Raw genomic sequence first — 22,901 nt, forward strand, 5'->3', positions numbered from 1 at the left:
GCCATTAGAAGTAATCACGAATCAACACTTCGGCAATCTGCACCGCGTTAGTCGCAGCGCCTTTGCGAACGTTATCCGCCACAACCCACATGTTGATACCGCTATGGTGGCTGATGTCGTTACGGATACGGCCAACCATTACATGATCTTTACCACCAGCATCACGAACCTGAGTCGGGAAATCTTCACCTTGGAACACTTCTACACCTTCCGTTTGTGACAGCAGTTCAATCACCTGTTCGGCATCAATCGGAGAGCTGGTTTCTACATGCAGCGCCTCAGCATGACCAAAGAACACCGGCACACGCACACACGTTGGGTTGACCATAATTGAAGGATCGTTGAAGATTTTTTGAGTTTCCCAAACCATCTTCATCTCTTCTTTGGTGTAACCGTTATCCATAAACACATCGATTTGTGGAATACAGTTAAACGCAATTTGCTGACTGAAGGCTTTATTCTCTGCTGGAATACCGTTAAGTAGCTTCGCCGTCTGGCCAGCCAGCTCATCAATACCCGCTTTACCTGCCCCCGAGACAGACTGGTAAGTCGTCACGTTGATGCGCTCAATGCCTACCGCATCGTAAATCGGTTTCAATGCGACCAACATCTGAATGGTCGAACAATTCGGGTTAGCAATGATATTGCGGTTACGGAACTCAGCAATGGCTTCAGGGTTCACTTCAGGCACAACCAGAGGAATATCGTAGTCGTAACGGAAGTGCGACGTGTTGTCGATCACCACTACACCCGCATCAGCGGCGATTGGCGCCCACTGTGCAGACAAGTCACCACCAGCTGAAAACAGCGCGATGTGTACCTGTGACCAATCAAACTCTTCCACGTTTTGCACACGGACCGTTTTACCGTTGAAACGGTAAGTTTTACCTTCGCTGCGCTCACTCGCCAGCAGGTATAATTCACCGACAGGAAACTTACGCTCCTGCAGCACTTCCAACATCGTTTCACCGACGGCACCTGTTGCACCGAAGATTGCAACATTAAATACTTGGCTCATTCGTTACCTCAATTTTAAAACCTAATTTCGCCAGCGGCTCCAGATTACAGGTCGCATCGCCAACGAGTGTGATCGCGCTATACTCACGTCTGTCCCAATATTGTTTACGCATTTGGTCAAACGCGCCAGGTTTGTGTATTTCGCGACGGAACAGAGCGTCATCACGACGCACATCATAAATCAGTTGCGTTAAACTCAGCAGCGTTGCTTCATCCCAGGCTCTGTCCAGGGTCACTTCCGGCACAGGAGCCACCGGCAACAATGCTGACGGATTTGCCCACAGTGAATTTCCTAAGAATTCGCAATAGCTGTTAAAAATCATGGTGGTTCCGCGCGCTTTGCCTTCCAAGCCATAACCCGCAACATGCGGAGTGGCAAACGCCAACAGCGGCAGCAGTTCCATATCCACCTGCGGTTCAAACTCAAACACATCCAAAGCCGCAGTGAAGCCATCAGCTTTCTGCAGACGGGCTTTCAGCGCATCGTTGTCGACAATCGGACCACGAGCGGCGTTGATCAGAATTTGGTCGCTACGCAAATTGTTCAGCACAGTACTGTCAATCAGATGATGAGTTGGCCACTCACCTTCGCGAGTGATTGGCGTGTGCAGCGTGATCACATCGGACTCACTCAACAGGACATCCAACGGCGTAAATTCACGGCTGTCGCCTTGCGCTTGCTTCGGTGGATCGTTGAGCAACACATTGATGCCCATCCCGGTCAGGCACTCTGACAAGTAAGTCCCCACCTGCCCGGCGCCAATGATACCAACGGTTTTATCAAATACCGAGAAGCCCTGTTGCTGAGAAAGCACCATCAGCACGCTGAACACGTACTCCGCCACGCCGACTTTGTTGCAGCCCGGAGCAGCAGTAAAGAAAATACCACGCTCTTCCAGCAGCGCCTGGTCAACATGATCCATACCTGCAGTGGCAGTGCCGACGAATTTCAGTTTGTTGGCTTTACTAATCAGCGCCTCGTTCACTTTGGTTACAGAACGAATCATCAGCGCATCCACATCCACCAAGTCGTCTGCCGTTAAGGTTCGGCCCGGTTTCAGTACCACCTCACCCAGTTGGCTGAACAGCTCAACGGCATAAGGCATGTTTTCGTCGATCACAATTTTCATAACGGAGTTCACACTATTTGTATTGACAAGTTGTTGTGTTAGCGAGTTTGCAAGGCATTGTGCAGAAAAGCACTCCCGGTGTCGAGAGCTAAACGAGAGGAAATAAAAATGCCCGATGGCAATCTCGCCACCGGGCAATATCCAGAACAAAAGGATCCTATCCCGCTCTCCATGGGACAGAGTCTGCGTCTGTTCGACCAGCTAAGCTGATCAGTTCTGGAAACCTTTTACCTAAGGGTATGAGGTTATTAACCTTGGTACTTTTTGATCACTAGCGTTGCGTTAGTGCCACCAAAACCAAAGCTATTCGACATGACTGTCGTTAACTCTTGCTCACGCATTTCTGTCACGATATCCAGACCTTGCGCTGCGTCATCCAGGTTTTCAACGTTGATGCTTGGTGCAATAAAGCCGTGATGCAGCATCAGAGTTGAGTAAATGGCTTCGTGTACACCCGCCGCACCCAGAGCGTGACCTGTCATCGCCTTAGTTGCAGAGATTGCAGGGCTGTTGCCGCCGAATACTTGTTGAATCGCGCCAAGCTCTTTCACGTCACCTACTGGAGTAGAAGTACCGTGCGTATTCACGTAATCCACACCGTCAACGTGTTGCATTGCCATCTGCATACAACGCACTGCACCTTCACCAGAAGGAGCAACCATGTCGTAGCCGTCAGATGTCGCGCCGTAACCTACGATTTCACCGTAGATTTTCGCACCACGAGCCAGAGCGTGTTCCAGTTCCTCAACCACGACCATACCGCCGCCGCCAGAGATAACGAAACCATCGCGGTCTGCATCGTAAGTACGAGACGCTTTTTGTGGCATGTCGTTGTATTTCGTTGACAGAGCGCCCATCGCGTCGAACATCATGGTCAGTGACCAATCCAGCTCTTCACCGCCGCCTGCAAAAACGATGTCTTGTTTACCCAGTTGGATCAGCTCCATCGCGTTACCAATACAGTGCGCAGAAGTGGCACATGCAGAGCTGATTGAGTAGTTCACACCACGGATTTTAAATGGAGTCGCCAGACACGCTGAAACGGTCGAAGACATAGTACGAGGTACCATGTAAGGACCAACACGCTTCACGCCTTTCTCACGCAGAGTATCCACAGCGACCACTTGGTTCATAGAAGACGCACCGCCTGAGCCGGCGATGATACCAGTACGATCGTTTGATACTTGCTCTGGAGTCAGGCCCGCATCCGCGATAGCTTGTTCCATAGATAGGTATGCGTACGCCGCAGCATCACCCATAAAACGCATCTGTTTACGGTCAATGTGCTCAGCAGGATTGATCTTCAGGTCGCCCCACACTTGAGAACGTAGGCCTTGCTCTTTGAACTGCTCAGAAGCATTGATACCTGATTTACCCGCTTTTAGAGACGCTAAAACTTCTTCGACGTTGTTACCGATACTTGAAACAATACCCATACCGGTGATTACGACTCGTTTCATGTGACATTCCTATAATTCAAAATTTCGCTAAATGATAACGAAGAAGAACAACAAAAGTGGTCAGCTTTCCCATAAATCCGTACAATCTCGGCCCATATTTCCGCCAGATATCATGGAATTCATCGATTATGACATCCATTACACACGCGCAGCTCGGCTGGAACGAAGTCGGCACCCCGGTTTCAGACCAGTTTGACGATGTTTATTTCTCCAACGTCAATGGGTTGGAAGAGACCCGCTATGTGTTTCTGACTCAGAATCATCTCCCGCAAAGATGGCATGAATATGACCAACGCCGTTTTGTTGTCGCAGAGACAGGTTTTGGAACCGGCCTCAACTTCCTCGCCTTATGGCAATGGTTCGACAAGTTTAGACAGCAAAACCCGCAAGCGACACTGAAATCGTTACATTTCATCAGTTTTGAGAAATACCCGCTCAGCAAAAGCGATCTCATCAAAGCTCATGAGTCCTGGCCGGAACTGGCTGACTATGCCAAACAACTGCACGAGTACTACCCGATTGCCGTCCCTGAGTGTCACCGCATCGTGCTGGCAGACGGCGCTGTCACTCTCGATCTCTGGTTTGGTGATATCAAAGACTGCATGCCGAAAGTGCCAGTGCCTGATCACGGTATCGTTGATGCCTGGTTCCTGGATGGGTTTGCGCCGAGCAAAAACCCGGAAATGTGGAATCAGAACCTGTTCAACGGCATGGCTAAAATGGCCAAACAGGATTGTACCTGCGCCACCTTTACCTCGGCGGGTTTCGTCCGCCGCGGCTTAATCGAAGCTGGCTTTGCGATGAAAAAAGTCAAAGGTTTCGGCACCAAACGGGAAATGATTGCTGGCGCGCTGACCGAGAAACGGCCCGACAGTAACATTAAACCCTGGTACAAGCTCAATAGCTTAACTGACGTTAATGATGTCGCGATTATTGGTGGTGGCATTGCCAGTGCTGCGTTGGCCAAAGCACTCAGCGAACGCGGCATTCACGTCACCTTGTATTGCGAAGACAGTGAACCGGCGCAAGGCGCGTCAGGCAATCGTCAGGGCGCAGTGTACCCGCTCCTGAACGGAGAGCACCAAGGCGTCTCGCGCGTCTTCGCTCCAGCGTTTCTTTACTCCCGTCAATTCGCGGAGAAAGCGGCGCAGCACATTCAATTTGATCATGACTGGTGCGGCGTCACCCAATTGATGTGGGATGACAAATCAACCGTCAAACTCAACAAAATGCTCAACGGTGAATTTTCGGCAGAGTTAGTGACCAAACTCGACGCGAAGCAAACTTCAGCGATGATGGGGCTGCCTGTCTCGGTTGAGAGCGTTCATTATCCGTTAGGTGGCTGGTTGTGCCCAGCTCAGTTAACACAAGGTTTGTTAGCTAAGCTTAGCGAGGAAGGAAAATTAACCGCCCATTTCAATCACCGCGTGACTGCGCTGAATTGGGATGCGAAGCAACGCTTGTGGCAGTTACAATTTGCCGAACATCAGGTCGCGCATCAGTGTGTGATTTTGGCCAATGGCCATCAGTTTGATGGCTTTGCACAAACCCAATCCCTGCCGCTGGGTAAAGTCAAAGGTCAGGTCAGCCACATTCCGACCAACGATACGCTTAAGCAACTCAAAACCGTATTGTGCTACGACGGCTATATGACGCCGTACAACCCGGCTTCCGGGACACATTGCATCGGTGCCAGCTACGATCGTGATCACCTCGATTGCGAATTTGACGCCGCTGCGCAAATAGAAAATGGCGCACGTTTAAGCCACTGTGTCACCGACCAGGCTTGGCCGACGCGGGTCGACACATCAGGTAACGAATCCCGTCAGGGCATTCGTTGTGTCAGCCGCGATCATCTGCCATTTGTCGGCAGTATTGGTGATATGGAAGCGATCCTCAACCAGTATCAGGATCTGGTAAAACAAAGCGAACAGGATGCCGAACCGGTTGCGATCTATCCGCAACTGTACGGCTTGCTCGGATTAGGCTCTCGCGGCCTGAGCTCCGCACCGTTGCTGGCCGAAGTTCTGGCCTCAATCATTTGCGGTGACCCATTACCACTGCCTGTCGATGTGATGGAGACACTGCACCCAAGCCGCATGTGGGTACGACGTCTGCGCAAAGGCAAAGCCATCAGCGAAAAATAACCGCCGTCAGACAGCAAAAAGCCTCGCTACCGCGAGGCTTTTTCATATTCAATTCGAAGGGCTCACTTATGCCAGCTTCGCGACCGCTTGTTTCAGTTCGGCATTCACGGCTTCATCCGTTATTTTACCTGCTTCTAGATCAAAGACGTTATAGAAGTTGGGTACTGACACTGACGCTTTCACGTTGCCCGCAAAGAAAGGGGCTGAACCTACTGCTGCAGCCAAGACAGATTGCGCACCACCTGGGCCCGGTGACGTTGCCAGATAAACGGCAGGTTTGTTCTTGAACACTTCGCGATCGATACGGGTTGCCCAGTCAAACAGGTTTTTGTACGCCGCAGGGTAGTGGCCATTGTGCTCGGCGAAAGAAATCACAAACGCATCAGCCTGAGACAAATCGCGCAGGAAGCCCTGTGCGCCTTCAGCATGACCGATCTCTTTTTCCAGATCTTCACTGAACATCGGAACGTTGTAGTTGTTGATATCCAGAACCTGAACTTCAGCTCCGTCGATGAGATTGGCTGCATATGTTGCCAAAGCTTTGTTGATTGATGTTGAGCTAGTGCTAGCTCCAAATGCGATAACTTTCATGATGATAACCCTCAGTGCTCGTTTGATGTTGTTAGATTAAACATTCGCCACCAAGGTAACAATCGCAAAAATTATAAGGAGTCATTCAAATAAATTGAATGACTCCTTATAGGCAACCTTTAAGACTCGAATCAGGCCTGAGCGGCCAGTTCACGCCACAGATCAGAAACAATGACACGATCAGCCGGATTCAGTTCAGAGCGCGCCGCTTCCAGGCTCTGCTCAATGCGGTTTTTCAACTCTTCCACGTCCTGCACGCCGTCGTCTTCACACGCCGCTGCCGATAACGAGATATGACCACGCAGATAGCCACCAGCAAACAGTTCATCGTCTGATGCTGTTGCAATTCGGGTATCAATCAGCTCAAGGAGTTTTTCTTCAAATTCAATAATCATGCTTATCTCGTTACTTCACAATAAATTGGTCTGGAGCCAGTGGGGCAATGTGGTAGAAAGCACGCAGTGCGTTCGACAGCATGCTCACCCGCTGTGGTAGTCCTGCGTCTAAAATACTCAGTACTTCTTGATGTACCTTGCGCATAAACGCCAGTCGGTCAGGCTCAAAATCGCCGTTAAGGTTGTCACAACTGACCGTAAAAGGAAAGCCTGCACTCAGCGACAAAATCCACTCATACGCCTGCGGGCGAACTTCCACTTTCTCAAACTGCGCCTGAACCGCTTCGGTGCGGCCATCCAGCTCATACCAGTAGCCAAAATCTTCCAGCAGGCGCCGCTGTGGTCCGGCGACACACCAGTGAGCAATCTCATGCAACGCCGAAGCGTAAAACCCGCGTGCGAAAACGATACGGTGATGCGGCACTGTCTCATCGGCAGGCAGATAAATAGGCTCATCGCCCCCCAGTTCTAACTTAGTGTTGAACGGGGCAAAGAAAGTATCGTTAAAAATGGTGATTAAATCTGTGTAGTGGTGAGTCATAACATTACAGCTAAAGGTCGTCGACGCGGTGCATTCTCGCGATTTTTTCGTCCCGGGTAAAGGATTGCAACTAGGTTCATTAGTTTTAGTAATCCAGCAAACGGTTTCTTTGCACAAAATCTCATTCGTCAATCGCCCCCTTTCCCTCTACACTTGCGCCTTTTGCGGCGCACACGATTCATAGGGTCTTTTTCGATGCTTTTGAGTGTTTTATATATTATCGGGATTACCGCGGAAGCCATGACAGGCGCATTAAGCGCAGGCCGACGCAAAATGGATTGGTTTGGAGTCATGCTGGTTGCCAGCGCTACCGCGATTGGCGGTGGCACCGTTAGGGATATTTTGCTGGGTCACTATCCGCTCGGTTGGGTTAAGAATCCGGAGTTTCTGGCGATCACGTGTATCGCTGGTGTCCTGACCACCGGGATCTACAAATGGGTCATAAAACTCAAAGGATTGTTTATTCGTTTGGATGCGCTGGGGCTGATCGTGTTTAGTATCATCGGCACAAAAATCGCCATGGGGATGGGGCATCACGCGATGATCTGTATGGTTTCCGCGCTGGTGACGGGTGTGTTTGGTGGCCTGCTGCGCGATTTAATCTGTCGTCAACAACCGCTGGTGCTGCACGATGAGTTGTACGCCTCGGTGACACTGGTTGCCTCTGGCCTGTATCTGGCGATGTTGGAACTGGGCGTCAATGATGTTACCAGCACCATCGTGACCTTGGTAGTCGGCTATACGCTGCGCATGGCTGCCGTGCGCTTCAAATGGCGTTTGCCATCGTTCCATCTGGAAACGGAAAACTCACTGCACTGAGCTTATGCTGAACGATAAAAACGCCCTCATTTGAGGGCGTTTTATTTACAGATTCATTCCAGCATCAATCAGCAGTTTAGCATGGCGCATACCCAGTGAACCATCACTGAGTAAAAAGCGAATCGACGGCACGATATCTTCCGGCATCAAGATACGCCCTAGCGGCGTCGATGCCATCCACTGATGCAATTCGGCAATTTGTGTATCGTCCATCCCCGATTTACCTTGAATTTCGGTGGCTGTCACTCCCGGTTGTACCGAGTTGATGCGAATCCCTCTGTCTGCCAGATCGAGGCTCATTCCGGCCATCAAGCCTTCGAGTGCCGATTTGCTGGCCATATAAAAACTGGAGTGCGCAAACGCTTTTTCCACCACCAGACTTGAGATCACCACCAGGCTCGCACCACGGTTTAATACAGGCAGCAGCGCCTGTATCGTAAAGAAAGTCCCTTTGACGTTGATATCAAAGGTGTGATCAAACGCTTCTTCGCTGGATTCGCCGATGATGTTGGGTTGATACACGCCAGCATTTAATACCGCGCCATCCAGTTGCCAGCTTTCTCGTTGCAACATGTCACCCAGAGCCTGAATATCAGACAGTTTACCGTTGTCTGCGACCACCCAGTGCAAATCTCCGGAGAGTGAATGGGCTACCTCAGCCAACTTTTCTGCGCTTCTTCCCGTGATAATGACGCGATCTCCCTGCTCCAGGAGCGCTCGGGTTGTCGCTAAGCCAATTCCGGCGCTACCACCGGTAACCAAATACGTTTTCTGTTTCATAAGCTCTCCTTAGTGGACAGCGACTAGAATATGCGCTTTTATACATTCCAATAAGGCACCAATAATTCAACTCAAAGTTTCCAAAAGAGAACTTATGAACATCAACCAACGTATTCTGAATCTGCTTCCTTTGCTACATCAGGTGATTGAGCAAGGCAGCTTTCAACGAGCGGCTCAGCAATTACGCCTTCCGCGTTCGTCAGTCAGCAAGAAAATCGTCCAACTCGAAGAGCTGTTAGGCCAACCGGTGCTGCATCGGACGACGCGGCAATTGCGTCTCACCGAACTCGGCCAAGAATTGCTGGCGATCAGCCATCGGTTACCCTCCTTGCTTGGAGACATTGACGCTCTGATTGACAGCGCCAGCTCTGCCCCATCGGGCACGGTAAAAATCAGTTGTGCGACCCTGTTTGGCCAGCAAGTGGTCATTCCTGAGATTCATGCGCTGCGCCAGTTGTATCCCAACATTACGCTTGAACTGAGTTTCGACGATAACTTTACCGATCTGATAGACCAACAAATCGATATCGCCATTCGCGTCGGACACCTGCCGGATTCACAGCAGGTCGCCAAGAAAATAGGACACAAGCGACGTTGTTTCGCCGCCAGCCCCGGCTATCTCAGCCGCTTTGGTGTACCTACTCATCCTGAACAACTGACGAAGCATCAATGTCTTGTTTTTAAACCACGTAGTGGTGCTCACGACCACTGGTCGTTTCAGGAAAAAGGCGAGGATACGGTGGTTTCTGTCGCCGTACCTGCAAGTCTGGCGACGGATGACGTACGAAGTTTGATCGATCTCGCCATGTTGGATAACGGGGTTATCTATGCCGATCTGACGTTGTTACAGCCGTGGCTGGCAAAGGGAGATTTGGTTGAAGTGCTTAAGGAGTTTGTGCCTGCGGAGCAAGAGCCGATTCAACTGCTCTGCATTGGGCGCTCCAGTCGCAGCCGGGCGGCAACGACAATCTGGGAGGAGCTGGCTAAGCGGCTACCTCCCAAATTAAACAGTAATGATTAAATCACTGGTGTTTCGGTGTGTACGCCGTGGTTCTGGCCACGGTGACGCAGCAGATGATCCAGCAGCACGATCGCCAGCATCGCTTCAGCGATGGGCACCGCACGAATACCCACACAAGGATCATGACGACCTTTGGTGATCAACTGAGTCGCTTCACCAGTGCGAGTAATCGTATCACCGGGAACCGTGATGCTTGATGTTGGTTTAAGGGCAATGTTTGCCACTACATCCTGCCCCGTTGAAATACCGCCAAGAATGCCGCCGGCATGATTGCTGGCAAAGCCTTCCGGGGTCAGAGGGTCACGATGCTGGCTACCTTTCTGATTCACCACATCAAAACCGTCACCGATTTCCACGCCTTTTACCGCGTTGATGCTCATCAGTGCGTGAGCGATATCGGCATCCAGGCGATCAAACACTGGCTCACCAAGACCCACAGGCACATTGGTTGCCACAACCTGAATCTTGGCACCAATCGAATCACCTTCTTTTTTCAGGTCACGAATCAGTTGGTCAAACGCGTCAACTTTATCTACATCCGGACAGAAGAACGCGTTGTTGTCGATTTCATTCCAGTCCACTTTGTCGATCGACACATCGCCCATCTGTGACAGATAAGCGCGAATCTCAACGCCGAACTCCTGCTTGAGGTATTTCTTGGCAATGCCGCCAGCCGCTACGCGCATCGCAGTTTCACGCGCCGACGAACGGCCGCCGCCACGGTAATCACGAATGCCGTATTTCTGATGGTAGGTATAGTCCGCATGACCCGGACGGAACTTGTCTTTAATGTCGGAATAATCTTTGGAGCGTTGATCGGTGTTTTCAATCAGCAGACCAATTGACGTGCCTGTGGTTTTGCCTTCAAACACACCCGATAGGATTTTCACTTCATCCGGCTCACGACGCTGTGTGGTATAGCGTGACGTGCCAGGACGGCGGCGATCTAAATCCACCTGCAAATCTGCTTCACTGATCTCTAAGCCCGGAGGGCAACCGTCAACGATACATCCCAGTGCGATACCGTGACTTTCTCCGAATGTCGTCACTCGGAAATGTTGTCCGATACTGTTTCCTGCCATTACTTCCTCAAATTAGGTTTCCGCAAGCCTGAACGTTTGGCTCACGGTACACATTACAATTCTTCGTGGATTCATAGTCGCTTTATTACGAAATGATGTAAAGCCCCAAAATCGAACAATTTCGCGAGGTACAAAAAAGCCGGCGCAGTGGCCGGCTTTACCGTCTGTTTGCTTAGTCGCGGTAGAGCGAGAAATCGCTCGCACACTCAACCAGCTGTTCGCGGGTCAGCAGGAACACGCCGTGACCGCCGTTCTCGAACTCCAGCCAGGTAAATGGAATATGCGGGTATTGATCCATCAGGTGAATCATTGAGTTACCCACTTCACACACCAGAATACCTTTTTCAGTCAGATAGTGTGGCGCGTTCGCCAGAATGCGTCGCACCAGTTTCAGGCCGTCAGTACCCGCAGCCAGACCCAGTTCAGGCTCATGCTTGAACTCATCCGGCAGGCTGTTCATGTCTTCCTGATCCACATACGGCGGGTTCGTCACGATGATGTCGTACTGCTCTTTAGGCAGATCACGGAACAGATCCGAACGAATCGGAAAGACTTGCTGCTCCAGACCATGGTCCTGAATGTTCTGCTCTGCGACCTGCAGCGCATCGGCGGAAATATCAATCGCGTCGACTTCCGCATCCGGGAAAGCGTGCGCACACGCAATCGCGATACAGCCACTTCCGGTACACAGGTCCATGATGCGGCTAGGTTCATTCACCAGCCAAGGTTCAAACTGAGCTTGAATCAGTTCGCCAATCGGTGAACGCGGCACCAGCACACGCTCATCAACGAAGAATTCCAGGCCACAGAACCAAGCTTTGTTCGTCAGGTAAGCCACTGGCGTGCGGTCTTTGATTCGCTTAATGACACGTTCAACCACGCGCAAGCGTTCGCTGCTGGTCAAACGAGAGTTCAACACATGAGGAGGCACGTCAATCGGCAAATACAGAGTTGGCAGGATCAGTTGAACCGCTTCATCCCATGCGTTATCGGTGCCGTGACCGTAAAATAAATTCGCAGCATTAAAGCGGCTAACCGTCCAACGAATCATATCTTGAAGCGTATGCAGCTCAGAAACCGCTTCATCTACAAAAATCTTATCCAAAATTGCCTCCGAAAAGCGCTACAATACTGCCAATTCCGATTAACAACAGAATATCTATTCCCTAATGAGCAAAAAAGACACCGATTTCAACGACGATCATGAATTCGATGCTGATGACGATTTCGCTTTATTTCAGGATGCAGTAAAGGGCGTTAAAAAGTTTTCGCAGGATACCATAATCCAGCAGCCAAACAGAAACCCCAAACAAAAAGAAATCCGCCGTAGCGCACGTGAAGCGAGCGACAACGACTTCTATTTTTCAGATGAGTTTGTTCCGGTATTGAGCGATGAAGGGCCGACACGCTATGCGCGCGGAGATGTATCGAAATATGAAGTAAAAAGATTACGTCGTGGCGTGTACGTGCCGGACGTATTCCTTGATATGCACGGCATGACGCAACAGGAAGCCAAACGTGAACTGGGCGCGATGATCGCCTACTGCATTAAAGAAGGCGTGCACTGTGCCTGCGTGCAGCACGGCATCGGCAAGCACATTCTTAAACAGAAAGTACCGCTTTGGCTGGCGCAGCATCCGGATGTGCTGGCATTCCACCAGGCTCCACTCGAGTTTGGCGGTGATGGTGCCCTGCTGGTGCTGCTGTCGATCCCGGAGAAATAACACAACGCCCCAAGTTTGGGGCGTTGTCGTTGATGGCGTTAGTAGCGCATATCCGGCGGAATCGGCATATTCTCTTCTTTGAGATGCGGACGCTGACCACCTTTACGGCGGTATTGTTTCAACTGGAACACGTACGCCAGCACCTGAGCCACCGCGACAAACAATCCGTCCGGAATTTCCTGCTCCAGTTCGGTGGTGTGATACAGCGCGCGAGCGAGCGGCGGTGCGGGGACAATCATGATTTCGTGCTCGCGGGCCACTTCGCGAATCTTCAGTGCCAGATGGTCGATACCTTTGGCCACCACGACCGGCGCTCTGTCGCTATTTTGTTTGTACCGCAAGGCGACCGAGAAATGATCCGGGTTGGTAATGATGACATCGGCCTGCGGCACATCCGCCATCATACGACGCTGCGCCGCTTCTCGTTGCAGCATACGAATCCGGCCTTTGACTTCCGGCTTACCTTCGGTGTCTTTGTATTCGTCTTTCACTTCCTGTTTGGTCATTTTCAGTTGGTTGGCGTGTTGCCAGATCTGAAACGGCACGTCGATCGCCACCACCACCAACAGTGAGCAGCTAATCAGCAAGACGAAGTTAAGCAGGATATCCAGCGCGTGAAAGATGTTTTGCGGGAAGATATCCAGACTGAGCTGAAACAGATCTTCCTTTGACGCTTCAATCAGATAAAACGCCACGCCCGCCACCAGCAGTACTTTGAGAATGGATTTCAGCAGTTCCACCCAGCTTTGTAAGCCGAACATTCGCTTAAGGCCGCTGAGCGGGTTCATTTTCGACAGCTTGGGCATCGCCGCTTCCGCAGAGAAACTGACGCCGCCCACCCCTGCCGCACCAATCAGCGCCGCAATAAACAGGGTAATCAGAATCAGCAGCAGCGGCAGCAGTATATTCACCATCGCACCGGAGACGATATCGAACAGCTTGTTGACGTCAAAAATCTCTTCGCGACTCAGGTTGAACAGGCGGCCCATGGCCGAATACAGCCCGCGCGCCAGTGCGTCACCAAACCACATCAGTGACAATGCGCCCACCACTAATACTGAGACCGACGCCAACTCCTTCGAACGCGCAACCTGACCCTTTTCCCGAGCCTGTTGCAACCTTCGGGGCGTGGCCTCTTCGGTCCTTTCTTGTCCGTCTGATTCTGCCAATTCAGCCTCCTAAACGCGTCAACAATCGAGACGTATCAGGCGGCACACTTGCTGCTCGCCCTCTGTCCAGAATAGCTCATAGTGCGTATAGAGTCCGCTGATGATGTACCAACACAGCAGCAGGCCAACCAGCAGCGCAAACGCAAAACCCAGTGAGAAGATGTTCAATTGCGGCGCAGCACGCGTCATCACACCAAACGACAAGTTCACGGTGAGCAGCGCGACAATGCCCGACAGCGACATACTCAGCGCGACCTTAAACATGATACCGAGCCACAGTGAGAGCTCACGAAAATCGACTGCCGTCAGCGTTCCGGTACCAATCGGCAAGCTCTTGAAGCTCAGCACCAGCAGATGAATCATCTTAAGGTGACCATCACTGGCAAGGAAAAACAGCGTGGCCAGAAACATAAACAACTGACCCAGCAGCGGCGTATTTTGTCCGTTGGCCGGGTCAACCATGGACGCAAAACCCAGGCTCGACTGCATACCCAGAATCTGACCAAGCATAACGAAGGTTTGAATCATAAACTGCGTCACCATCCCCATCGCTACTCCGATGATGAGCTGATTGAGCGTGGTCAGGAAACCGTTAAACGACAGCAGTTCAAGATCTTCAGGCACTTGCGGAATCGCAGGCATCACAGCCAGCGTGATCGCCAACCCCAGATAGAGGCGGATGCGGGTAGAAACAAAGCGTGCACCGGTGACCGACATCACCATCAACATGGCGGAGATGCGGGCATAAGGCCAGAAGTAGTTGGCGATGAAGTCGAGGACGACGCTGGTTGGGTACTCCATAAGCCGCCCTAATACAGCACCTGAGGTATGCGCTCGACCATGGAGAAGAAGAATTCCATCATCATCTGCGTCATCCAGTGGGCAAACAGCATGAGCGCCAACAGTGTGACAATCAGACGTGGCAGAAAGCTCAGCGTCTGTTCGTTGATTGAAGTTGCCGCCTGAAACACCGCCACCACCAAACCAATCAACAAGCTTGGAACGATAATGGCACACACCATGATCAGCACCATCCACAGTGCATTACGGAACAGTTCAACAAAGACTTCAGGGGTCATGTGCTTCTCCCGCTACATGGCAAAACTGCCGGCCAGGGTCGAAAGGATGAGGTTCCATCCATCCACCAGCACAAACAGCATCAGCTTAAATGGCAATGAGACAATCATCGGCGAGAGCATCATCATACCCATCGCCATCAACACCGAGGCAACCACCAGGTCGATAATCAAAAACGGCAGGAACAACATAAAACCAATCTGGAACGCCGTTTTCAGCTCCGACGTAATGAAGGCCGGAATCAGGACCGCCATCGAAACATCTTCCGGGTTCTTCACATCAGAACCGGAAATGTTAACGAACGTCTCGAGATCTTTCACTCGCGTCTGCTTAAGCATGAACGCTTTCATTGGTTCCTGAGCAAGGTCAAAGGCCTGACGAGCAGAGATCTGCTCATTGAGATACGGCTGAATCGCCTGATCATTAATCTTATTCAGCACTGGCGACATAATGAAAAAGGTCAGGAATATCGCTATACCGATAATGACCTGGTTGGATGGCGTCTGCTGCAAACCCATCGCCTGACGCAGAATCGACATCACCACCACAATGCGGGTAAACGACGTCATCAGAATGACCATGGCAGGTAGGAAGCCCAGCATGGTCATCAACGCGAGAATTTGCAGGTTTACCGAATAGTCTTGGCCGCCATTTGGGTTGGTGGTCATGGTAAAGGCCGGAATACCGCCTCCGCCACTGCTGCTCCCCAATGCCATGGTGCGTGAATTACCCTGCTCTTTTTCCATCGCAGAGACCGTCATGTTTTCTGCACTGGCGGCGGTAGCCGGGATCGGCGTTTCCAGTTCCTGCTGCGCACTGGCCAGCGGCGCAAACAGCAGCGCGCTCAACCACATCACTATCGCCAAGCGGTGCGTCAACACCGACAGCGCATTACTCAGACGTTTTTTTATCATGCTTTTTCAGTAGCTGAGCCAATTGATTTGAGAAAGGCGTTGACTCCAGCTCCTCCTGCTTGAGTGGCGTTTCCAGTTTTGAGATCAGTTGAATGGACTGCGAGGTCACACCAATCAGAAATTGTTCTTCTCCGGCCTGAACGATCATAACGCGTTCTTTGGTGCCGACTGGTAACTGACGAACCACGTTCAATCCCTTTTGATGACCAAAGGCCGGAACTCGCATCCGCTTGAGTAACCAGGCCATGAAAAGGATGAGCGCAATAACGAACAAAAGCGACCCGAATGTGGTCGCTAAGTCCAACTGTGAATTTTCCACCGCCAACGCTGGCGTGGAAACCAGAGCTAAGCCTATGAACTTGTTCATAAGCTATCTCAGTTTCTTAATGCGTTCAGTCTGGCTGATAACGTCAGTGAGACGAATACCAAATTTATCGTTGACCACCACCACTTCGCCGTGAGCAATCAAGGTACCGTTAACCATCACGTCCAGCGATTCGCCCGCAATGCGATCCAACTCCACCACCGAACCTTGGTTCAATTGCAGCAGGTTACGGATACTGATTTTCGAGCGACCCACTTCCATGGAAATGGTAACCGGAATATCCATAATGGTATCGAGTTTACGGCGCTCATCATCTGAGATGGGTTTCGTGGTGTCTTTCAGTTCATCCAGTGGTGCGGCCAGAACTTCATCGACATCGATGTCCGGTGCATTGGGGTCTTCACCCAGCGCCGCTGCCCACTCGTCTGCAAGCCTTTGATCATCTGATTTTGACATCTTTGCTACCTATAGTTTTTTATTCTACCGTTTCTTCGTCTTCATCCTCGTCGTTGTCCAGTTCGGCAATTATGTCTTTGCCAAGGAACGCGAGGTCGGTTTTCACCACATCAGGGCGTCTGATTTTTTCGGAGACCTGAACCGCCAGTTTTTCTCCGGAACGTCCCATTTTTACGCGGAACGTCGGTAATTCTTCAACGAACATGGTGGCATGTTCGGGCATTTTAATTGGAATGATGTCGCCGACTTGCAGCTCCATCAGGTCACGCAACGCGAGGTCCTGTTCCAACAGGTTAACGCGGAAGTTGACCGGCACATCCATGATCTCTTCACGCAGCGCCGAGCTCCAGCGCACGTCGGTTTCCATCTTGTCCGACTGAACCCCCGCATCGAGCAGTTCACGGATCGGTTCAACCATGGAATACGGCATGACGATGTGGAAATCACCACCGCCACCGTCCACTTCAATGTGGAACGAACTGACCACGATCACTTCAGTCGGACTGACGATGTTCGCCATGCTCGGGTTCACTTCCGAATCGAGGTACTCAAATTCGACCCCCATCACCGGCGCCCAAGCGTCTTTGTAGTCGCCAAACACAATCTTCAGCAGCAACTGAATCACGCGGCGTTCGGTTGGCGTGAATTCGCGCCCTTCAATCCGAGCGTGGTAGCGACCATCGCCACCAAAAAAGTTTTCCACCAAAATGAACACCAGACGTGCTTCCATCGTCACCAGCGCGGTGCCTTTCAGCGGACGGAAACGCACCATGTTCAAGCTGGTTGGGACGTACAGCGTGTTCTGATATTCACCGAACTTCATCATCTGTACGCCGTTGATCGACACTTCAGCGGTTTTGCGCAGCATGTTGAACAGGCTGATACGCATGTGCCGGGCAAAACGTTCGTTGATCAGCTCCAGGGTCGGCATTCGACCACGGACGATCCGATCCTGCGACGAGAAGTCAAACGAGACGGCACTGGTGTCTGAAGTATCTAACTCTTCTTCGGCTTCATCGACGCTGTCTACTCCGTGGAGCAGCGCGTCGATTTCGTCTTGGCTTAATAAATCAGTCACGTTTCACCTATTGCATTACAAAATCGGTAAACAACACCCGTTCAATCACAGGCTGCCCCACGACTTTGGTCATCGCCGCCTTAATGTCGTCAGTGGCTTTATCGCGCAGTTCAATACGGCCTGTGGTGCTGCGCAGTTGCTCGACCGTTGCTGAAGCAAACGTCCCCAACAAAGTACTTTCAACCAATGGCGAATGGTAACGAGCTAAATCTTCATTTTTGCTGCCACGTACCATGAGTTGCACTTTAATCTGCACCATCCGATCGCGAGTATCACCACTGACATTAAAGACAAACGGCTGAGCAATGTTGACGTAAGACACCGGATCAACCGGCACTGCCGCTTCCTGAGCCGCTTCCGCCGGAGCATTTTCACTGCTGTCTGAGCCCATCAGAAAGAATGCAGCACCGCCTCCGCCAAGCAATAACACTACGGCTGCGATGATAATAACCAACAGCTTCTTTTTGCTCTTCGGGGCTTCTTGTGGGAGTTCTTCAACAGCCATAACTTACTCTATGTCGTTATTTTCTATTTAGTTTAAGCGTAATAACTGATTCCATCACGCTTTGATGCCACATTCAAATCAAGTTTGACGTCTGTATCAAGATTTTCTTCACCGCCAAAGTGTTCATTGCCTGCGGTTTGACCACTCTGACCTCCGCCACCTGCGGCGTAGCGCTGTTGTTGTCCCGAGTTCTGTTGTTGAACAGAGGTATCCGCCAGCTGTACGCCTTGTTGGGCGAGCATCTCTCTCAGCCTTGGCATCGAGTGTTCCAGCGCATCACGCGCCTGCTGGTTGGATACGGTAAACTGCACGCTGGCACCATCACCATGCATGTTCATGCGAATGTGTAAACGACCGAGTTCAGGCGGATCCAAGCGAATATCCACATGCTTAAGGTTTTTCGACATCATGACCTGAACGCGCTCTGCCATATCATCGGCGCTCATCTCCTTGCTGAGATGCAAAGGAGCCGATTGCTGAGGTTGCATCTGGTCGGCACGCAAGGTTTGAGTCGCGCTCAAGCCTTGCTGACCTGCAGCCGCCGCCACCTGATGCGCCAATTGGCCATCACTGCCGTGTGCTCCACGCAGCTCTTCGATGCCACCCAAACCTTTGGCACCTAACGCGGCTTTCAATGCTGCCGGGTTGAAGGCTTCGGTTTTGGCCATCATCTCCGGCGTCAACATCGGGTTAAATTGTGCCGCCGCCGGATTAAGCGGGGAAGCATTCTGCGCCGGATTTAAAGGTTGTCCCGCAACATCGGCGCTGACTGCTGATTGCGCTTGAGTGACCGCTTGTTGAGCTGGCTGCAATTGATGCAGAGGCTGCTGCGCAGTCGCCCCATGTTGAGCGGCCATGGCGATCTGCGCCTGTAATGCCGGTTTTGCTTTGGCGGCGAGATCGGTATCAGTGAAATCGGCCGACAGCGGTCCACCCGGCATGCTTGCCTGAGCTTGATCTACGTTGGCTTTGGCCCATGGCACCGCTGCCGCTTCCATCGGTGATAATGGCGTCGCATCAGTATCCGTCAAGGGTGCGGTTTGCGAAGCTGGCGTGCTGGCAGGCTGCGCAGCCATCATTGCAGCAAGTTCGCTGTCACTGATGGCGTGCACGTTTTTATCGGCTTTCGCCTGTTGATCCACAAAAGGAGCCAAGGTGTCATCATCTAGGGCAGTACCAGAGGCTACCATGGTGCCAGACAAAGGTTTCGCAGCCGGAGACAATTGTGCCTCCTTGGCAACGTCCATATCTTTGGCGACGTCTGCCTCTTGAGCAGATTTTGCTGCCACAAACTGAGGGTTGGATAACTGAGCAGAGACAGGCAGATCCGAGGTCTCGCTTGAATCGACAGGCGCCGCTTTAGCTGCAGCAGAGTGCTTTGTTTGCGTCGTCAACTCAACACTTTGCTCCTCAGCAGCCGTCGCCTCATGAGGCAAAGTCTTGCCGTTATGTTTGGCCAGTGCCTGATTCGCTTTCTGCAAGCGTCCGAGCAGTTCATCACCATCGCTCATCGCCTGAGCCGCTTTTGTCTGAACATCCTGCTCAACGGCGTTAGCATCTTTGGCAATAAAAGGTTTTAAATTCTCTGGGATTTCAGCAACTTCGGCCGTCGATTGTTCACCATCAGCGGTGGCAGAGCTTGCTTTGGTGTCGGATTCGCTGTTGCCTTGTTGCAGGACGGCATCGGCGCTTTTAGCTGCATTTTCGGCCTCAACCGCCTTACCAGCTAGGTCTGATTTGCTGTTCGCTGCCACAGATTCGCTGTCACTCCCCTCTGCACTCGATTTCGAGCCGAACAGTAAAGCAGACAGTTTACTCAGGAACCCGCTGTTATCTCCGGCTTCGCCCTCTGTAACACTTTGTCCTGCGGCACCTTTAGCCACACTGGTGACTTTGGTGTTATCGACTGAAGAGGTTGAATTGACATTCATATTCACTAGCTCGCATTTCGTACTGCACAGAACGCTACCGCAACACAGACTGCCAGTAGCACAGAGTTTTCAAACTTACTGCTTGTACTTTTGCAAAAAGCACGCCAATACAAATTAATCCCAACGGGAATCAACGAAAGTTGGAACCAGTGCGACGTCGGTTGAAGCTGAGCGTCGAAAATTCATCCATCAGTTTCTGCTCACGTTTTTCCTGCAGGCGGGCTTTCTCTGTCTGCTTTTTCTCGATGAGCCACTCGTAGGAGCGGCGCTGCTTACGTACGGCCATCCAGTGCTGCTCACAATTCTCAACCTGAGTCTTGAAGTGCTGCTCCGCATTGCGCTGCTTCGCCAGTGTTTCATCGAGCTGAGTCAGAAATCGGTTGAGGTGACCGTACTGGCTGGCCGTGAGCCCCGCCTGACCACGTTCAACAAGTTGCTGGCAGTACTCAAGGCGATACTGCTCAATCTGTTTAAGCTGGTGATAGTAGCCGTCGAGCTCGCTGCGCGCTTTGCTCAGAGCCATCACCGCTTTATCTTCATTATCCCGAGCCTGGTCGAGCAGGAATTCCAACGCGTTGTCCATTCAGTTACCCCACACTGAGCACATTTTTAAGCATACTGATGCACATCTCGTACGGCACCGAATCTTTCATGCCTTGCTGCAGATAGTTATCCAGTTTAGGTTTGAGAGTAAACGCGCTGTCAATCGCCTTATCAGTGCCTGGTTTATAAGCACCGATCGAGACCAAATCCTGATTTTTACGGCAGATAGACAGAATTTGTCGTACCGCCTTTGACATCAGAACGTGTTCATCGGTGGTGATTTGCGGCATCACCCGGCTGACGGATTTCTCCACGTCAATGGCTGGATAGTGGCCGGCATCGGCCATTTCACGCGACAACACGATGTGACCATCGAGGATCGCCCGCGAGGCATCGGCAATCGGATCCTGCAAATCATCGCCTTCGGTCAGTACGGTAAAGAAGGCCGTAATCGAGCCTTGATGTGGACCGCCGTTACCAGCTCGCTCCACCAGCGCTGGCAGTTTCGCAAACACCGATGGCGGGTAACCTTTGGTCGCTGGTGGCTCCCCCACCGAGAGCGCGATTTCACGCTGTGCCTGAGCAAAACGAGTCAGCGAGTCCATCAGCAACAGCACATCCAAGCCCTGGTCACGGAAATACTCGGCAATCGTCAGTGCCGTTTGACACCCTTTCAGGCGCATCAGCGGCGAGGCATCAGCAGGTGCTGCAACCACAACGGAGCGTTGGCGGCCATCGACACCCAAAATTTCTTCAATAAATTCTTTAACTTCTCGGCCCCGTTCGCCAATCAGCCCGACCACCACCACCTGTGCGGTGGTGCCGCGGGTCATCATGCCGAGCGTGACCGATTTACCCACACCAGAGCCAGCAAACAAGCCGATACGCTGACCTTTGCCCACCGTGAGCAAACCGTTAATGGCTTTAATCCCTACATCGAGCGGTTCACTGATCGGCTTACGTGCCAGCGGGTTAATCGGTTGAGCATTGAACGATGCGCGTTGGTCGGTATAAATCGGCCCCAATCCATCGAGGGGGTTGCCCACCCCGTCAATCACGCGGCCAAGCAGTTCCATCCCTACGGGCAGTCCCGCCTCTTCCGTCAACGGCGTGACTTTGGCCCCCGGCAGCACACCTGTGATTTGCTCGCTCGGCATCAGAAACAGGCTGTCTCCGGAGAACCCCACCACTTCGGCTTCCATTTCACCGGACATAGTCTGCACCCGACACAACGAGCCAATTGGCGCGCGGCAGCCAGTCGCTTCCAGTGTCAAGCCGACGACGCGAATCAGTTTGCCCGAGGCAATCGGACGGCTGGTCAGCCCTTCGGTTTTGTACTGTGCTAAACGGTCAGCCAATGACAGCATTATTCGTTACCCTGCTGATGACGATTGGTGCCACAGAAACTGTGCAGAACATTGCGAATACGATCTTCCATTCGGTAATTAACACTCGACTCACCCGCTTCAATCTGAACATCACCACGATTGAGCGCTGGCTCACTGACCAACGTCCAGTTGCGCAGATCGAGTTCCTGTTCACCGTAAGCCTGTCGAATGATGGCGCAATCTTCCGGATTGAGTTTGAGCGTAATGGCGTGGCCGGAAATAGGCAGCGCCTCGACCGATGCTTTGACCGTATCGAGGATCACCTGAGGATTAGTTTGCACCTCGACATGCACCACTTCTTTCACCAGCGTCAGCACCATGTCGACCAACTGCTTTTCAACCTGAGCATTCATCAGCTCCAGTGGCTGGGCAAACTGATTCGCCAGGCCGATAAAGGTTTGCACGTGCTCTTCAATCACTGACTGACCCGCTTGCAGACCTTCTTCTTTGCCCGCCGCCAAGCCTTCTTCGTGCCCCGCCTGAAAACCGGCGTCTTTGCCTTGCTCAAAACCTTGTTGATAACCTTCAGCCTGACCTTGTTCGATACCTTCCTGATAAGCAACCTGCTTGATCAGTTCGATGTCTTGTTCTGTTAGCTGAACTGGCTCTTCGTTTTCCGGTTCATCGAAACTCGGCATCCAGCTCGGGTCGTAGTTCATTGCCGTTTCACGAGCTTGCTTGTGCGTTTCCGCGCCATAGTCCGGCAAGCCCCACTTTTTCGGAGGCTCCACTGTGTTATCCGAACCGAGACGAATAAAACCGCGTTTTCTTTCACCTGACATGGTACATCCTACCCAAAGATAAAAAG

General features: G+C 51.8%; 25 protein-coding genes. 4 read left to right on the top strand and 21 right to left on the bottom strand.

What is annotated here, in order from left to right:
* Positions 1-4 precede the first annotated feature (4 nt).
* The 3 genes from JIG40_RS05545 to fabB all read right to left on the bottom strand — a co-directional run bounded on the left by JIG40_RS05545 (position 5) and on the right by fabB (position 3,607).
* On the bottom strand, positions 5-1,018 hold the full coding sequence (locus JIG40_RS05545; protein WP_047458517.1) for an aspartate-semialdehyde dehydrogenase: 1,014 nt from the start codon (positions 1,016-1,018) through the stop codon (positions 5-7).
* Entirely contained in the window at positions 1,002-2,147 is a 1,146-nt protein-coding gene (locus JIG40_RS05550) for a 4-phosphoerythronate dehydrogenase (RefSeq protein ID WP_020331194.1), read from the bottom strand. Before JIG40_RS05550 ends, JIG40_RS05545 begins: the two co-directional genes overlap by 17 nt.
* A gap of 248 nt (positions 2,148-2,395) precedes the next feature.
* Positions 2,396-3,607 carry a beta-ketoacyl-ACP synthase I gene (fabB, locus tag JIG40_RS05555; protein WP_024373835.1) on the bottom strand — a complete coding sequence of 404 codons (1,212 nt, stop codon included), beginning with the start codon at positions 3,605-3,607 and terminating at the stop codon, positions 2,396-2,398.
* 128 nt (positions 3,608-3,735) lie between these two features.
* Here fabB and mnmC point away from each other — a divergent pair, with 128 nt between their 5' ends.
* Positions 3,736-5,754, top strand: a complete 2,019-nt coding sequence (gene mnmC / locus JIG40_RS05560) for a bifunctional tRNA (5-methylaminomethyl-2-thiouridine)(34)-methyltransferase MnmD/FAD-dependent 5-carboxymethylaminomethyl-2-thiouridine(34) oxidoreductase MnmC (protein ID WP_206769329.1) — start codon at positions 3,736-3,738, stop codon at positions 5,752-5,754.
* A 66-nt stretch (positions 5,755-5,820) separates the two neighbouring features.
* Here the strand turns inward: mnmC and JIG40_RS05565 are convergent, their stop codons facing one another.
* The 3 genes from JIG40_RS05565 to JIG40_RS05575 all read right to left on the bottom strand — a co-directional run bounded on the left by JIG40_RS05565 (position 5,821) and on the right by JIG40_RS05575 (position 7,281).
* Entirely contained in the window at positions 5,821-6,345 is a 525-nt protein-coding gene (locus tag JIG40_RS05565) for an NADPH-dependent FMN reductase (RefSeq protein WP_020430705.1), read from the bottom strand.
* A gap of 131 nt (positions 6,346-6,476) precedes the next feature.
* Positions 6,477-6,740, bottom strand: coding sequence for a YfcL family protein (locus tag JIG40_RS05570; protein WP_020331191.1), 264 nt, complete (start codon positions 6,738-6,740; stop codon positions 6,477-6,479).
* Positions 6,741-6,750: 10 nt separating this feature from the next.
* On the bottom strand, positions 6,751-7,281 hold the full coding sequence (locus tag JIG40_RS05575) for an elongation factor P hydroxylase (RefSeq protein ID WP_199464933.1): 531 nt from the start codon (positions 7,279-7,281) through the stop codon (positions 6,751-6,753).
* A 195-nt stretch (positions 7,282-7,476) separates the two neighbouring features.
* On the opposite strand from JIG40_RS05575, the gene JIG40_RS05580 reads away from it, so the two are divergent.
* Positions 7,477-8,100 (top strand): trimeric intracellular cation channel family protein, encoded by a 624-nt coding sequence (locus tag JIG40_RS05580; RefSeq protein WP_020331189.1) that lies wholly within the window; start codon positions 7,477-7,479, stop codon positions 8,098-8,100.
* A 45-nt stretch (positions 8,101-8,145) separates the two neighbouring features.
* Here JIG40_RS05580 and JIG40_RS05585 read toward each other — a convergent pair whose 3' ends face one another.
* On the bottom strand, positions 8,146-8,880 hold the full coding sequence (locus tag JIG40_RS05585; RefSeq protein WP_100267536.1) for an SDR family oxidoreductase: 735 nt from the start codon (positions 8,878-8,880) through the stop codon (positions 8,146-8,148).
* A gap of 94 nt (positions 8,881-8,974) precedes the next feature.
* Between JIG40_RS05585 and JIG40_RS05590 the strand changes: the two genes are divergently transcribed.
* Positions 8,975-9,901, top strand: a complete 927-nt coding sequence (locus JIG40_RS05590; RefSeq protein ID WP_158151809.1) for a LysR family transcriptional regulator — start codon at positions 8,975-8,977, stop codon at positions 9,899-9,901.
* On the opposite strand, the gene aroC is transcribed toward JIG40_RS05590, so the two are convergent.
* A complete protein-coding gene (gene aroC, locus JIG40_RS05595; RefSeq protein ID WP_020430698.1) occupies positions 9,898-10,983 on the bottom strand; it encodes a chorismate synthase in 1,086 nt (361 codons plus the stop codon). The genes JIG40_RS05590 and aroC overlap by 4 nt on opposite strands.
* A gap of 172 nt (positions 10,984-11,155) precedes the next feature.
* Positions 11,156-12,088, bottom strand: coding sequence for a 50S ribosomal protein L3 N(5)-glutamine methyltransferase (gene prmB / locus JIG40_RS05600; RefSeq protein ID WP_020331185.1), 933 nt, complete (start codon positions 12,086-12,088; stop codon positions 11,156-11,158).
* Between the two features lie 64 nt (positions 12,089-12,152).
* On the opposite strand from prmB, the gene smrB reads away from it, so the two are divergent.
* Entirely contained in the window at positions 12,153-12,707 is a 555-nt protein-coding gene (gene smrB, locus JIG40_RS05605; RefSeq protein ID WP_020331184.1) for an endonuclease SmrB, read from the top strand.
* A 38-nt stretch (positions 12,708-12,745) separates the two neighbouring features.
* Here the strand turns inward: smrB and flhB are convergent, their stop codons facing one another.
* The 12 genes from flhB to fliH all read right to left on the bottom strand — a co-directional run bounded on the left by flhB (position 12,746) and on the right by fliH (position 22,875).
* Complete coding sequence (flhB, locus tag JIG40_RS05610) at positions 12,746-13,876, bottom strand: flagellar biosynthesis protein FlhB (RefSeq protein WP_199464934.1); 1,131 nt, start codon at positions 13,874-13,876, stop codon at positions 12,746-12,748.
* Between the two features lie 18 nt (positions 13,877-13,894).
* Entirely contained in the window at positions 13,895-14,677 is a 783-nt protein-coding gene (gene fliR, locus JIG40_RS05615) for a flagellar biosynthetic protein FliR (RefSeq protein ID WP_020331181.1), read from the bottom strand.
* Between the two features lie 8 nt (positions 14,678-14,685).
* Positions 14,686-14,955, bottom strand: coding sequence for a flagellar biosynthesis protein FliQ (gene fliQ / locus JIG40_RS05620; protein WP_020331180.1), 270 nt, complete (start codon positions 14,953-14,955; stop codon positions 14,686-14,688).
* Between the two features lie 12 nt (positions 14,956-14,967).
* Positions 14,968-15,807: a flagellar type III secretion system pore protein FliP gene (gene fliP / locus JIG40_RS05625; protein ID WP_161624203.1), complete on the bottom strand. Its 840-nt coding sequence runs from the start codon at positions 15,805-15,807 to the stop codon at positions 14,968-14,970.
* Between the two features lie 37 nt (positions 15,808-15,844).
* Positions 15,845-16,234 carry a flagellar biosynthetic protein FliO gene (fliO, locus tag JIG40_RS05630; RefSeq protein WP_020430693.1) on the bottom strand — a complete coding sequence of 130 codons (390 nt, stop codon included), beginning with the start codon at positions 16,232-16,234 and terminating at the stop codon, positions 15,845-15,847.
* A 3-nt stretch (positions 16,235-16,237) separates the two neighbouring features.
* Positions 16,238-16,648, bottom strand: coding sequence for a flagellar motor switch protein FliN (fliN, locus tag JIG40_RS05635; protein WP_020331177.1), 411 nt, complete (start codon positions 16,646-16,648; stop codon positions 16,238-16,240).
* Between the two features lie 19 nt (positions 16,649-16,667).
* Positions 16,668-17,726, bottom strand: a complete 1,059-nt coding sequence (gene fliM, locus JIG40_RS05640; protein WP_020331176.1) for a flagellar motor switch protein FliM — start codon at positions 17,724-17,726, stop codon at positions 16,668-16,670.
* A gap of 7 nt (positions 17,727-17,733) precedes the next feature.
* Positions 17,734-18,231, bottom strand: coding sequence for a flagellar basal body-associated protein FliL (gene fliL, locus JIG40_RS05645; RefSeq protein WP_020331175.1), 498 nt, complete (start codon positions 18,229-18,231; stop codon positions 17,734-17,736).
* Positions 18,232-18,263: 32 nt separating this feature from the next.
* Positions 18,264-20,162 (bottom strand): flagellar hook-length control protein FliK, encoded by a 1,899-nt coding sequence (locus tag JIG40_RS05650; RefSeq protein ID WP_199464935.1) that lies wholly within the window; start codon positions 20,160-20,162, stop codon positions 18,264-18,266.
* 130 nt (positions 20,163-20,292) lie between these two features.
* Complete coding sequence (fliJ, locus tag JIG40_RS05655) at positions 20,293-20,745, bottom strand: flagellar export protein FliJ (protein ID WP_020331173.1); 453 nt, start codon at positions 20,743-20,745, stop codon at positions 20,293-20,295.
* Between the two features lie 4 nt (positions 20,746-20,749).
* On the bottom strand, positions 20,750-22,072 hold the full coding sequence (gene fliI, locus JIG40_RS05660; RefSeq protein WP_020331172.1) for a flagellar protein export ATPase FliI: 1,323 nt from the start codon (positions 22,070-22,072) through the stop codon (positions 20,750-20,752).
* Complete coding sequence (gene fliH / locus JIG40_RS05665; RefSeq protein WP_020331171.1) at positions 22,072-22,875, bottom strand: flagellar assembly protein FliH; 804 nt, start codon at positions 22,873-22,875, stop codon at positions 22,072-22,074. Before fliH ends, fliI begins: the two co-directional genes overlap by 1 nt.
* Positions 22,876-22,901: the final 26 nt, after the last annotated feature.

The organism is Vibrio sp. bablab_jr001 (assembly GCF_016464285.1).
GTDB lineage: Bacteria > Pseudomonadota > Gammaproteobacteria > Enterobacterales > Vibrionaceae > Vibrio > Vibrio fluvialis.